Genomic DNA, 12,890 nt, shown 5'->3' with positions numbered 1-12,890 from the left:
CCTAGCGCCGCGCGCGGTGGGTGATCAGGGCCTTGGCGTCGGCCAGCGCCGTCTTGATATCCTTGTTTTGCGCCAGCACGCTTTCCAGTTCCATGTTGACGATGTCGCGCGCCACGGCGTCGAACTTGTCGACGCGGATGACGGGAATCTTCGCCGCCGTGTCGCGCGCTAGCAGGCGCGTCTTCTGGCCGCCGAAATACGGCTGCGGCTCGTCCATCATCGGGTCGGCATATGCCGCCTTGAGGGACGGGAAGGCGCCGATCTCTTTCAGGGAGTGCAGCTGGATATCCTTGTTGACGGTCATGAACTTGATGAATTCCCACGCTTGCGCCTTGTAGGCCGCCTTTTTCGGGATGCCGTAGAAGGAGCCGCCGTAGGACGCCAACGCGCCGGCCGGCAGGTTGGCCGCGCGCCACTGGCCCTTGGAATCGGGCGCCAGCCATTTGGCCAGGTGGCCGCTGAGCCAGGAACCCATCATCTGGCTGGCCACCTTGTCGCGTTTGAAGCCTTCGGCCCACTCGCCCGTCCAGGCCACGGTGCGCGCATCGATGCCGGCTACCCGCGCCGCCTTGGCCAGTTCGAAGGCCTTGATGAAACGGGGCGAGTCGACCAGCACCTGGCCCTTGTCGCCAAAGTAGATGCCTTCGCCATCCTTCAGATTGGCGCGTATATAAATGTCGGCCAGGTCGCTGGCACCGGCCAGCAGATAGGTGCCGGTGGCGGCCTTGAGCTTCTTGCCGGCGGCGATGTACGATTCCCACGATTGCGTCAGGTCGGCCTCCTTGATGCCCGCCTTGTCCATCAGGTCCTTGCGGTAGAACAGGGTGCCCGGTCCCAGGTCGGCCGGCATGGCGCCCAGGGTGCCGCGCGAACTGGTGGCCTGCACGAAGGTGAACGGCACGAACTGAGCGCGGTACTGCCCTGCGCCGTAGGGCGGCAGCAAGAGGTCTTCCATGCCCTTCGATTCGGCGAAGCTGCCCACATAGCGGAAGTCGATGGCCATCACGTCGGGCAGGCGCGCGCCGGCCGCCAGCGCCGTCGTCATCGAGTTATGGTGATCGTCGATCTGCAGGCTGACCAGCTTGACCTTCACTTGCGGGTACAGCTTTTCCCACAGGGGCAAGGCCGTCTTGACGGCGCGGTCCAGGTCGGGAAACGAGGCGACGGTGATCGTGGCGGGGGCCAGCGCCGGCGGCTGTGCGGCAGGCGGGGCGGCTGCGGCGGCCACGCCACAGGCGAGGGTCAGCGCGGCCAGGGGGGCAGCGCCAAGGATGCTTGACTTCATTATTTCATCTCCGATTATTGAGCGTCTTCTATCTTGAAAACGTTTTCACAACATGTGTCCATTTAACACCGCAAAGAAAACCAAGTCAACCGAAAAAGTTGTCATTTTTATCGACGGTGGTGTGGCAAGCTGCACGCCGTGGCACGTGTTCTCCTATGAAAAAGCGCAAAAATTCGTCATTTGAGCCGCCGTTGTTTTTTGTGAAAACGTTTTCAAGCATAGGTCGGATTAGCGTGTAAGCGCGTAATCCGACAATATTGTTGGCCGTGATGTGTCGGGTTACGCCCGCAGGGCTAACCCGACCTACGCCGACCTACCCCGACCTGCGGTCGTTATCGGCCATTTATGGTAATCTTTCGCTGAAAAGGTTTTCAGAGCACTGACGACCAGCCATCTTGATACCCAGGAACCGCCTTGAACGATAGCGACCACGCCGCCTCTCCCTCCACCCTGCTCGACGTGGCCCGCCAGGCCGGCGTGTCGCCCAGCACCGTGTCGCGCATCCTGAACGGCACGGCCAGGGTCTCCGACGACAAGCGCGACGCCGTGCTGGCGGCCATCGCGCACATGAAATTCGCGCCGAACCAGATGGCGCAGGGCTTGAAAAAGGGCCGCTCGATGACCATCGGCATCGTGGTGCAGGATATTTCCAGCCCCTTCTTCGACGAAAGCCTGCGTGGCGTGGACGATGGCTTGAAGGACACGGGCTATGCGTCCGTCATCGTCAGCGGGCACTGGAATGCGCAGGAAGAGGCGGACCGCATCCGTTTGCTGCTGGCGCGAAAGGTCGACGGCATCATCCTGCTGTCGGGGCGCATCTCGGACGAGAGCGTGCTCGATTTCTCGCAGCAGCGGCCCATCGTCTCGACGGGCCGCCTGCTGGCGACCAGGAGCGCCATCGGCTTCAAGCTCGACAACGAATACGGCGCCTACCTGGCCGTGCGCCACTTGATCGAACTGGGCCACCGCCGCATCGCCTTCGTGGCCGGGCCAGCCAACAACACGGATGCAGCCGAGCGCCTGACGGGCTACCAGCGCGCGCTGCGCGAAGCGGATATCGCCATCGACCCGAAACTGATGGCGGAAGGCGATTTCCACGAGGCCAGCGGGATGCTGGCCATGAACCACTTGTTTGATACGCAGCAGCAGTTCAGCGCCGTCTTCGCCGCCAACGACCTGTCCGCCTATGGCGTACGCCTGTGTTTGTACCGCAAGGGCATCCGCGTGCCCGACGATATCTCGCTCGTCGGTTTCGATGACTTGCCCGGCTCGTCCTACACGACGCCGCCGCTGACGACCATCCACCAGCCCCTGTACGACATCGGCCGCATCGCCACGGAAGCGCTGCTGGGACTGATCAATGGCGAAGCCGTGCAGGCGGCCATTCCGCCGCTGGAACTGATCGTACGCGAGACCACGCGGCGGATCCGCTAAGGCTTACGGCGGGGAACTTTTCCGCCCAATTCAGGCTGAACGAGAATCACTACGCCACCCGCATCCGCAACGCATGCCGGAATCTGCAGCAATGGCGCATCCGCTTTACAATAGTGGCTCGTTCAGCAAGAATGCCTGCTTCAAGCAAGCTTGGCTCAACCCTCCGGCCGCAGGCCGGTAGACTCCGAATACTCACCATAAAGGGACATCACATGGAACATACTCTGCCACCACTGCCGTATGAAATGGACGCTCTGGCGCCGCATATTTCGAAAGAAACCCTGGAATACCACTATGCCAAGCATCACCAGGCGTATGTCACCAACTTGAACAACCTGATCAAGGGTACCGAGTTCGAGAACCTGTCGCTGGAAGAGATCATCAAGAAATCGTCGGGCGGCATCTTCAACAATGCAGCGCAAGTATGGAACCACACCTTCTACTGGAACGGCATGAAGCCGGCCGGCGGCGGCGCGCCTACGGGTGCCGTGGCTGACGCGATCAACGCCAAATGGTCGTCGTTCGACAAGTTCAAGGAAGAATTCACCAAGTCGTGCGTGGGCAACTTCGGTTCGGGCTGGACCTGGCTGGTGCAAAAAGCCGACGGCTCCGTCGACATCGTCAACACCTCGAACGCCGGCTGCCCGCTGACCACCGGCGACAAGCCGCTGCTGACATGCGACGTGTGGGAACACGCCTACTACATCGACTACCGCAACCTGCGCGCCAAGTACGTGGAAACGTTCTGGGGCCTGGTCAACTGGGACTTCGTTGCCAAGAACTTCGCGTAAGCGGTCCTTGTCAACGTAGGGCGAAAAAAGCCTGCGCCATCCCGCGCAGGCTTTTTTTTGCCTGCTGAAACGCACGGCGCTGCGCTACAATCACTGCCCTGCCACCGCCATCTTCCTCTGCACCGATGTCCGCTCGCCTGCTGCGCCGCCTGTTGCTGTTGCCCCTGCTGGCGTGCCATCTGCACGCATGCGCGGCCGCTCCCCTGCTGTCCGACTACACCCACAATGCCTGGGGCGCCTTGCAAGGCGCGCCCGTCGACGTCCTCAAATTCGCCCAGGGCCAGGATGGCTGGCTGTGGATCGCCACGGCCACCGGCTTGTACCGCTACGATGGCGTGCGCTTCGACCGCGTCGACAGCGTGTACGGCCACCGCCTGCCGTCGAGCAATGTGCTGGGCCTGGCCACGCCGCCGGACGGCGCCGTGTGGGTCGGCTACCGTCTCGGCGGCGTCAGCGTCTTTCGCCGGGGTGGCGCGCGCACCTACCGCGAAGCGGACGGCTTGCCGCCGGGCGCCGTGTTCCATATCGAGGCGGCGCCCGACGGCGCCATCTGGGTCGGCACGCGCGATGGCGCGGCGCGCCTGGCGCCGGGCGCCGACCGCTTCGTCGCGCAAGCCGCCAATGTGGGCCTGCCCGACAAGCGCGTGTACCAGATCCTGTTCGGACGCGATGGCACGCAGTGGATGGGCACCATGCATGGCGTCTTTTTCCGCAAGCCGGGCCAGGCGCGTTTTTCCCATGCCTGGCCGCGCACCATGCTCACCAGCATGGACGAAGCGCCCGATGGTGCCATCTGGGCCGTCGACACGCACAGCAATTACTACCGCGTGCGCACCAGCGCGCCGCGCGGCGATGCGCCCATCCGGCCCGACGCCAGGGGCAACGGCATGCGCTTCGACCGCGCCGGCACCATGTGGCTGATGCAGCCCGATGGCATCGAACGCAAGTTCGACCCTTCCGGTCCCAGTCTGCCGGCCCAGCGCCTGACGCGCCAGAACGGCATCAGCGGCCCGCTGCCGCAAACGTCGTTCCAGGACCGCGAGGGCAATCTGTGGTTCGGCACCTCGACGGGCCTGGACCGGCTGCGGCCGAACCGCCTGCAGACCTTGCCCGTCGCCGTGCCCTTCGACCATCCCGGCATGCTGGCGGGACCCGATAGCGACGTGTGGATCGGCGACTACGTGGGCGACGTGCGCAGCTTTACGGCCGACGGGGTGAAAAAAGTGATCTTGAAAGGGGCGTTGGCGGCCAGTCACTGGGCGCCCGACGGCACGCTGTGGCTGGGCAACGAGCAGGAGCTGCACCATCGCGCGCGCGACGGCAGCATGACGCGCGTGGTGCCGCCCGTGCTGGGACTCGATCCGCAGGCGCTGCAGCAGGACCGCTCGGGCGCCCTGTGGGCCTCGTTTTCCGGCGGCGGCCTGTTTCGCCTGAACGCAGGAAAATGGAGCGCCAACGGCGGCCTGTCCGGCCTGCCGGCGGTGCTGACCACGGCCATGGCGATCGATGGCGCCGGCACCGTCTGGCTGGGCCATGCCGACAATACCGTCAGTCTGGTGGCCGACGGCCAGCGGGCGGGCGCCGTCAGGCGGCTCGGCGCTGACGAGGGCCTGCAGGTGGGCACGGTGCTGCAGCTGTACCGCGATGGCGACGCGATGTGGGCCGGCGGCGAAAACGGCGTGGCCCTGTACCGCGCCGGCCGTTTCCATATGTTGCGCGGCGCGGCGTTTCGCGGCGTGTCGGGCATCGTGCGCCTGCCGGACGGCGACCTGTGGCTGCATGGCGCGGACGGCATCGATCATATCGGCGCCGCCAGCCTGTCCGCGTGGATGCGCGACGGCAGCGCCGTCGTCTCGGAACGCTTCGACGCGCTCGACGGCTTGCAGGGCCATGCCTCGCAGCTGCGCCCCGTGCCGTCGCTGATCCATGCGCCCGACGGCAAGCTGTGGTTCTCCACCTCGGCCACCATCGCCATGCTCGACCCGCTGCATATCCGCCGCAATCGCCTGCCGCCGCCCGTGCAGATCCATACCCTGCAAGCCAATGGCGCGCGTTACGCGCTCGACGATGGCAAGCCGCTGCAGCTGCCGCAAGGCAGCAAGACCCTGGAGATCGGCTTCACGGCGCTGAGCCTGTCGATGCCGGAACGCGTGCGCCTGCGCTACCGGCTGGCGGGCGTGGACGCGGGCTGGCAGGAAGCCGTGGGACGGCGCGAAGCGTACTACACCAACCTGGCACCGGGCAGCTACCGCTTCGAGGTCACGGCCGCCAACGAAGACGGCGTGTGGAACACGCAGGGAGCCAAACTTGACATCGTCATCGCGCCCGCCTTCGTGCAGACGCCGTGGTTCGTGCTGCTGCTGGCGCTGGGCGCCGCGCTGCTGCTGTACGGCGGCTATGTGCTGCGCATCCGCCACCTGACGCGCAACATGCAGGAGCGGCTGCAGGAACGCTTGCAGGAGCGCCTGGCCGAACGCTCGCGCATCGCCCGCTCGCTGCACGACACCCTGCTGCAAAGCGTGCAGGGCCTGATCCTGTCGTTCCATGCGCATGCGGACATGCTGCCCAAGGGTACGCGCGAACGGGCGCGCCTCGACGGCACCCTCAACCTGGCCGACCAGCTGCTGATCGAAGGCCGCGACCAGATCATGGACTTGCGCGCCTCGGCCGAACCGGACGAACTGCGGCTGGCGCTGCAGCAATTCGGCAAGGGCCTGGCCGAGCACCGCGCGCACGCCTTCACGGTGCACGTCAGCGGCAGCTGCCGGCGCCTGCAGCCGCGCGTGCATGACGAGGTCTATGCCATCGCGCGCGAAGCGCTGTTCAACGCCTCGCGCTATGCGGAGGCGGCAAACATCGTGCTGGAACTCGACTATGCGGAGCAGGCATTCACCCTGCGCGTGCGCGACGACGGCTGCGGCCTCGATGACGCCGTGGCGCAAACGGGCCAGCGGCCCGGCCACTGGGGCCTGGTCGGCATGCGCGAGCGCGCCGCCGGCATCGGGGCCAGCCTGCGCATCGACAGCCGGCCCGGCGCCGGTACGCAGGTCGAAGTGAGCGTGCCGGGCCGCCTGGCCTACTGACGGCGCTGGCGGGGCTGGCGGACACGCCCGCAAGCGTCCGCGGCCTCGACAGAAAATGTTATACGATGCGCAAGAGCGCTGTACTGCTCACCGATCCTGCCCCACCACTTCCTGAAAGCCCGCCATGAAAAAATGCATCCTTGCCCTGCTCGTGTTTGCCTCCGGTTCCGCCTTCGCCAACTCGGCCTGCGACACGCCGCGCAACGACTTCGACGGCCTGTATTGCCTCAACAAGGTGTACCAGGAAGCGGACAAGGAACTCAACGCCAACTACAAGACACTCGCCGCCAAGCTCGATGCCGGCGGCAAGCAGAAGCTGAAATCGGGCCAGCTGGCATGGATCGCCAACCGCAACGACAGCTGCTCCAAACGCGAATCGTCGGGCTTCTATGTGAATCTCGATTGCGCCACCAAGACCACCATCGAACGCGCGCAATTCCTGCAGGACCGCGTGCGCGAATGCGCGAGCGCCGGCTGCCAGAACAGCAAACTGTGATGTAAGTCTGCGCCAGCGCAAACGGGAGCGGGCGGCAAGCGCCCATACTGGCCGCTCCCATGTCTTCCCGTTTGCGCCATGAGCAAGCTCATCGACATTTCCCTGTCCCGGTGGGACGCCAGCGGCAGCGCCGCGCAGCAAGCGGCGGCGCTGCAGGCGCTCGAAGATGGCCAAGTGCTGCTCTTGCCGGCTCTGGGCTTTCCCCTGCAACCGGAAGAGCATGCCCTGCTCGACGGCGCTGTGGGTAGCGCCAGCGGCGCCAAGAACATCAGCTGGGAAGCGGCGCGCGGCGTGCGCGGCCAGGGCGAGGCCTGCGATGCGGCCCTGCTGGCCGCGCTGATGCGGCGCTATGCGCGGCACACGCGGCACTTGCTGGCCGGCTTGCTGCCCGGCTATGTTCCTCATCTGCAGCAAGGCAAGGGCAGCTTTCGCCCCGTGGAAATCGCCGGGCGCATCACCTCGTGGCGCAAGGACGATACGCGCCTGCACGTCGACAGCTTTCCTTCCTCACCCACGCAGGGCCGGCGCATCCTGCGCGTCTTCACCAACATCGATCCGCGCGGCGCGCCCCGCGTGTGGAAACTGGGCGCGCCGTTCGAGCAGGTGGCGCAGCGTTTTCTACCCCTTGCTAAGCGTCCGCAACCCGTGCTGGCGGCGCTGCTGCAATGGCTGGGCGTCACCAAGTCGCGGCGCACGGCCTACGATCACTACATGCTGCAGCTGCACGACGCCATGAAGGCCGATCTCGATTACCAGGCGCAGGTGGAGCAGCAAACGCACGCGTTCGCGCCGGGCCAGACGTGGATCGTCTTCAGCGACGCCGTATCGCACGCGGCCCTGCGGGGACAGCATGCGCTGGAACAAACCTGGCTGCTGCCCGTGCGCGCCATGGCAGCGCCCCACAAGTCGCCGCTGGCCATCCTCGAGCGCCGGTTGCAGCGCCCGCTGGCCTAGCCTGGTTTGATCTGGCCGGGCCTCACGCCCGATAAAAGCGGATTCAGGCCGGCAAGCGGGCCGCCTTGAAGCGCCGCCAGGCCTTGTGCATGCGGCCATCGCTGCCGTCCGCCTGCGCGCGCGCCGCCAGATAGCCGCGCACGAAGGCCGCGTGCAGCCGCAATCCGTCCTGGGCTGGCTGGTCAGCCTGGTCGGCCTGGCCCGCCTGAACTTCGGGCAATTGCTGCAGCAACCGGTCGGCCACCTGCACGTCGTTGAGCCAGCCCAGTTCATCCTGCAAGGCCGACAAGCGCCCCACATACGGTTTCACGGCCCGGCCCGCAAACAGCGAGGCAAAGAATTCCGTCGCATAGCGCGTCTTCTTGGCCGCGATGCGCACTTGATGGCGCTGCTGCGGCGTGGCATGCAGCAGGCGCTTGCCGCGCTTCATCAGGCGGCGCTGGTCCTTGCGCAAGGTGGCGCGGGCAAACGGCGAGACATGCGCATCGAGGCGCCGCAATTGGCGCGCGGAACAGCCATCGCGCCAGGCGCGCGCCTGCAGCCAGCGCTGCAAGCCCAGCATGCAGGCCGTGCAGCGCGCCGAGGTGACGGCCTGGGCGGCTAGTTGGTGCTTGAGCCGCGCCTGCGCGTGCGCGGCCTGTGCCAGCGCCGCCGCATCGGCCTGCGCCTCGCCGTCGAGCTGCGCCAGGGTATTGCCAGCCAACACATCCCAATCGCGCGCCTCGCCCAGCGCGCCGCCCAGCCAGTCGAGTTCGGCCTTCAAGGCGTCCGGCAGCACCAGCAGGGACTTGAACATGCCCAGCGCCGAACGCAAACGGCGCAGTCCCACGCGCATCTGGTGCACGCTTTCCACGTCCTCGCCCGCCGCCACCCCATCCTGGTTGCCGCTGACCTGTTCCAGGCAATTGCCGGCGATGGCCACAAACACCTGTTCCACCGACATGGCCGCGTCCAGCGCCAGCGGCTGCGCCTTGACCGCCTGCAGAGGCTGCGGCACCGCCAGGCGGTAACCGCGTTCCGCCTTGCTCATGTGGCCCAGCTGCAGCGGCACGTCCCGCAGCAGCGCCAGCGCCACGTCGAACAGGCTGGAAGCTTGCCCCTGCTTCAATTCCAGTTCGACCTCGCTGACGGGCACGCTGTATACGGTACCATCGGCACCATCGGCCCCGTCCACGCCGCTTTCAATGACACCTTGGTCCAGCACGCATTCGATCTGGTCGCCCTGCGGCGTGCGCAGCTGCCAGACGGTGCGTTCGATGCGCGTGGTAAACACGGGCCGCAAGGCGTCGCGGACGGCGTCCTGGCGCAGCAGCGCGCGGACGGGCTGCTTGCGGCCGATGGCAGAGTCGAGCGCGGCCAGATCCGGCTGCGGCCCCGGCACGTCGCCTTCCCATTCGTGGCGGCTGTGCAAGCCGCCGTTGACCGTGCCGCCCGCCTTCAGGGTTTGCACCCAGTGCCCGTCCACCTGGCGCACGCGCAAGCCCGCGTGGTGGCGGCACAGCTGCAAATCGGGCGTATCGACATAGATATCGTGCATCTGCAGCACCTGCACCTCTGCTTGCGCAGCCTGCGCCAGCAGCGGGTGGGCGCGCAGGCGGGGCGCGTCTTGCGGCGCCAGCAGCAATTTCAATTCGATTTCCATGACCGCTCCTTGCGAGATTCCTGAACGCCCATTGTAAGGCGCGTCCCGCCGCGCGCAAGGCGCACGCACGCACACCTTGATTTTGCGCCAAAATAGGCGATTCATTTACAAGGAGATGCCATGACCTACCACGCCGCCGAGAACCGCTACGACAGCATGCCATACCGCACGTGCGGGCGCAGCGGGCTGAAACTGCCGCTGCTGTCCCTGGGCCTGTGGCACAACTTTGGCGACAGCAACAATCTGGCTTCGCAGCGCGACATGCTGCGCACGGCCTTCGACCTGGGCATCACGCATTTCGACCTGGCCAACAACTACGGCCCGCCCTACGGCAGCGCGGAAAGCAATTTCGGCAAGCTGCTGCGCGACGATTTTTTACCGTACCGCGATGAGCTGATCATTTCCACCAAGGCGGGCTGGGACATGTGGCCGGGCCCGTACGGCCAGGGCGGCGGTTCGCGCAAATACGTGCTGGCCAGCCTGGACCAGAGCTTGCGGCGCCTGGGTCTCGACTATGTCGACATCTTTTACTCGCACCGCTACGACGCCGACACGCCGCTGGAAGAAACCATGGGCGCGCTGGCGACCGCCGTGCAGCAGGGCAAGGCACTGTACGTGGGCCTGTCGTCGTATTCGCCGCAAAAGACGGCCGAGGCGGCCGCCCTGCTGAAAGAGTGGAAGGTGCCGTGTTTGATCCACCAGCCGGCCTACAATATGCTCAACCGCTGGATCGAGGAAGACGGCTTGCTCGACACCCTGCAAGAACAGGGCATGGGCTGCATCACGTTCACGGCGCTGGCGCAGGGTTTATTGAGCGACAAATACCTCGATGGCGTGCCGCAGGATGCGCGCGTCAACCGCCCCGGCGGCGGCTCGCTGCTGCAACAGCACCTGAGTGCGGAAAACCTGGCCCGCGTGCGCGCCCTGAACCAGATCGCCGCGCAGCGGGGCCAGACCCTGGCGCAGATGGCGCTGGCCTGGGTGCTGCGCGATGCGCGCGTCACCTCAACCCTGATCGGCGCGAGCAGCAGCGCGCAAATCCGCGAAAACGTGGCCGCGCTGCAGCAATTGTCGTTCACGGCCGACGAGCTGGCCGCCATCGACGTGCAGGCACGCGAAGGCCATATCAATCTGTGGGAAGGCCCGTCGCGGGCCGTGTAAGGCGTTCAGGGCAGCGCTGGCGGCGACAGGGGCGTTGGCAGCAGCGCGCATAGCTCCTGCGCCACCTGCCGGCGCCGTTCGGGCGTGGCGAAGACGCCCACGTCCACCTGCGCGCCGCCATGACCGCTATCCTTGATGCGTATCAACTGGCGCGGCCAGCACGGCACTTCGACGCGCGTGCGCCATGGCGAAAAGTGGTGGCGCCGGCAGTGGCCGGCGCTGACCTGTTCGATGATCAGTTCGCCATCGCGCAGGGCGATGTGCTCATAGTCGCGCGCATGGCGCAGGTAATGCAGCAGGGCGACGGCCACCAGGCCCAGCTCGGCGAACGAAAAGACGGGAATGTACCAGAGGCCGCGCAGCGCAAAGGCGGCGGCAATCGTCAGGGAAAACAGGCATAGCAAGCCATAGGCGCGCAGCAACTGTCGCGCCGTCAAGGCACTGTGGCGCGCCAGCAGCCATTGCGGCTGCTCGCGCGAGTGATCGCGTGGCATGGCGCCTCCCGCACTGTCGCACTATTGCCCCATTTACCTGTCGCCCCGTTCCCCTGTCACTGCGGCGGCTCCCACCACCGCCGGCTCACACCCGGGTCAGGCGCCCATCCGCAGCAGCGCGTGGCCCACGTGCTGCCACCAGTGATCGCGCGACCTGACCTGTTTCAGGCAAGACGTGTCGATTTCCGTGGGGAACACGCGATCCTGGCACACCTTCGTTTCCAGGGCATAGCGCTGGTTTTCCGCCGCCGCCAGGGCCACGACGAGCCAGAACGCCAGCGCCAGCAAGATCACCAGCGCACTCCAGGCCAGGTGATTGGTGTTACTTTTTTCGCCAAAAAACTCGCGTGGCCGCGTCTCGCGGTACATCGACATCAAGTCTTTTTCTTTCTCTTCCGACATCTGCGTTTGCATCCTCTGACATCCTATCCTGTGCAGGCCGGCTGGCCATGGCGGCGCGCATGCCGCCTTGCCCGCATTTTACGCCGATGGCGCGGGAGGGACAGTAATTCGTGGCGGCAATTCCCCCTCGCCCTCCTCCGCCGGCGTTACGGGCGCCAGGCTTTCCACATGATCGACGTCGATGTCGCCGCCATCGGGCGCCGTATTGCGCGGCTCCACGCCGGCCCGTTCGCCCGTGCCGGCCGCATCGCTGTCGTTCTCCAACGCTTCAACATCCTGGCCGGGCACGCCCTGCATGTCGCTGCCGCTGTCGGAACTGTCGCTGGGACCGAGCGCGCCCTTGCCATGGCCGCTGCCCAGGACGCGGTCGGGCGTGACGGGCAAATTGTCCGGATCGAGTGTGCTGCTGCTCATGGCTGACTCCCGTTAACAAAAAAACCAGCTTACTCTCCTGGCCAGTCCAGCGGCGCACGCCTGCCCGGCCTTTTACGAGGGGAAAATGCGGCGGCGCACAAATATTTTCAGAAATTACTTCACAAATGTACTATTCATTGCTATAGTTAATTCAAGTAAGCATCTTCTCATCCAGAAATTGCTTCATCGGCGGCACGGCGCCCACCAGCGCAGCGCCGCCGAACCGACCGGTACGTGGCGATCCGGCCCATCCACCCAGCCATCATGCACATTTTGGAGTCTTATCATGCAAGCCAAATCACTCATCGCAGCATTGTTTGCCATCACCACCGCCACTTCGGCTTTCGCCCAAAGCGCCGCGCCTGCCGCTGCCAGCCAGCAACTCACGCGCGCTGACGTCACGGCCGAATACATCCGTGCCCGCAACGCCGGCGAAATCGCCACCAGCGAAGTCGACTATCCGAAAACGCCGGCCACCGCCGCCAGCAAGGTGACGCGCGAACAAGTCATGGCCGAGTTCTACGCCGCCCGCAAGGCTGGCCTGATCCCGCAAACGGAAGCGGACTTTGATGTCGCGCAAACGGCCAAGCACGTCGTGCAATAAGAAACCAGTCAGCCGGTTTCAGTCAGTAACAACTCAGTTGCGGCGCAGCACTCGGGCCACTCCCGAAGCTCCCCGCGGCGAGCTGTGATTCCCCAGCAGCACCCCCAACATATCTCTCCCGGAGTTCCTG

Annotated in this window: 12 protein-coding genes; 7 read left to right on the top strand and 5 right to left on the bottom strand. The window is 65.6% G+C overall.

Annotated elements, in window-relative coordinates; translation table 11 throughout:
- Position 1: 1 nt before the first annotated feature.
- On the bottom strand, positions 2-1,285 hold the full coding sequence (locus AC07VH_RS16465) for an extracellular solute-binding protein (RefSeq protein WP_494788692.1): 1,284 nt from the start codon (positions 1,283-1,285) through the stop codon (positions 2-4).
- A gap of 414 nt (positions 1,286-1,699) precedes the next feature.
- On the opposite strand from AC07VH_RS16465, the gene AC07VH_RS16460 reads away from it, so the two are divergent.
- From AC07VH_RS16460 to kdoO, 5 genes are all read left to right on the top strand, one after another.
- The gene (locus AC07VH_RS16460) at positions 1,700-2,719 is read left to right on the top strand and encodes a LacI family DNA-binding transcriptional regulator (protein ID WP_475415669.1); all 1,020 of its coding nucleotides are present in this window, start codon (positions 1,700-1,702) and stop codon (positions 2,717-2,719) included.
- Between the two features lie 212 nt (positions 2,720-2,931).
- Positions 2,932-3,510: a superoxide dismutase gene (locus AC07VH_RS16455; RefSeq protein WP_070224622.1), complete on the top strand. Its 579-nt coding sequence runs from the start codon at positions 2,932-2,934 to the stop codon at positions 3,508-3,510.
- 125 nt (positions 3,511-3,635) lie between these two features.
- Positions 3,636-6,593 carry a sensor histidine kinase gene (locus AC07VH_RS16450; protein WP_494788691.1) on the top strand — a complete coding sequence of 986 codons (2,958 nt, stop codon included), beginning with the start codon at positions 3,636-3,638 and terminating at the stop codon, positions 6,591-6,593.
- 124 nt (positions 6,594-6,717) lie between these two features.
- Positions 6,718-7,089, top strand: a complete 372-nt coding sequence (locus AC07VH_RS16445; protein WP_489628486.1) for a lysozyme inhibitor LprI family protein — start codon at positions 6,718-6,720, stop codon at positions 7,087-7,089.
- 78 nt (positions 7,090-7,167) lie between these two features.
- Positions 7,168-8,043 (top strand): Kdo hydroxylase KdoO, encoded by an 876-nt coding sequence (gene kdoO / locus AC07VH_RS16440; RefSeq protein WP_494788690.1) that lies wholly within the window; start codon positions 7,168-7,170, stop codon positions 8,041-8,043.
- A 43-nt stretch (positions 8,044-8,086) separates the two neighbouring features.
- On the opposite strand, the gene AC07VH_RS16435 is transcribed toward kdoO, so the two are convergent.
- Entirely contained in the window at positions 8,087-9,685 is a 1,599-nt protein-coding gene (locus tag AC07VH_RS16435) for a CYTH and CHAD domain-containing protein (RefSeq protein ID WP_475415673.1), read from the bottom strand.
- 120 nt (positions 9,686-9,805) lie between these two features.
- Here AC07VH_RS16435 and mgrA point away from each other — a divergent pair, with 120 nt between their 5' ends.
- Positions 9,806-10,846 carry an L-glyceraldehyde 3-phosphate reductase gene (gene mgrA / locus AC07VH_RS16430; protein WP_494788689.1) on the top strand — a complete coding sequence of 347 codons (1,041 nt, stop codon included), beginning with the start codon at positions 9,806-9,808 and terminating at the stop codon, positions 10,844-10,846.
- Between the two features lie 5 nt (positions 10,847-10,851).
- Here the strand turns inward: mgrA and AC07VH_RS16425 are convergent, their stop codons facing one another.
- From AC07VH_RS16425 to AC07VH_RS16415, 3 genes are all read right to left on the bottom strand, one after another.
- Positions 10,852-11,340 (bottom strand): DUF2244 domain-containing protein, encoded by a 489-nt coding sequence (locus AC07VH_RS16425; protein ID WP_475415675.1) that lies wholly within the window; start codon positions 11,338-11,340, stop codon positions 10,852-10,854.
- 96 nt (positions 11,341-11,436) lie between these two features.
- Complete coding sequence (locus AC07VH_RS16420) at positions 11,437-11,754, bottom strand: hypothetical protein (RefSeq protein ID WP_475415676.1); 318 nt, start codon at positions 11,752-11,754, stop codon at positions 11,437-11,439.
- A 66-nt stretch (positions 11,755-11,820) separates the two neighbouring features.
- Complete coding sequence (locus AC07VH_RS16415; RefSeq protein ID WP_475415677.1) at positions 11,821-12,156, bottom strand: hypothetical protein; 336 nt, start codon at positions 12,154-12,156, stop codon at positions 11,821-11,823.
- A gap of 286 nt (positions 12,157-12,442) precedes the next feature.
- Between AC07VH_RS16415 and AC07VH_RS16410 the strand changes: the two genes are divergently transcribed.
- Entirely contained in the window at positions 12,443-12,760 is a 318-nt protein-coding gene (locus tag AC07VH_RS16410; RefSeq protein WP_071650291.1) for a DUF4148 domain-containing protein, read from the top strand.
- Positions 12,761-12,890: the final 130 nt, after the last annotated feature.

The organism is Janthinobacterium sp. GW821-FHT03C10, assembly GCF_059420865.1.
The sequence above is the reverse complement of the archived record's forward strand: the minus strand, read 5'-3'. Positions and strand labels throughout refer to the sequence as shown.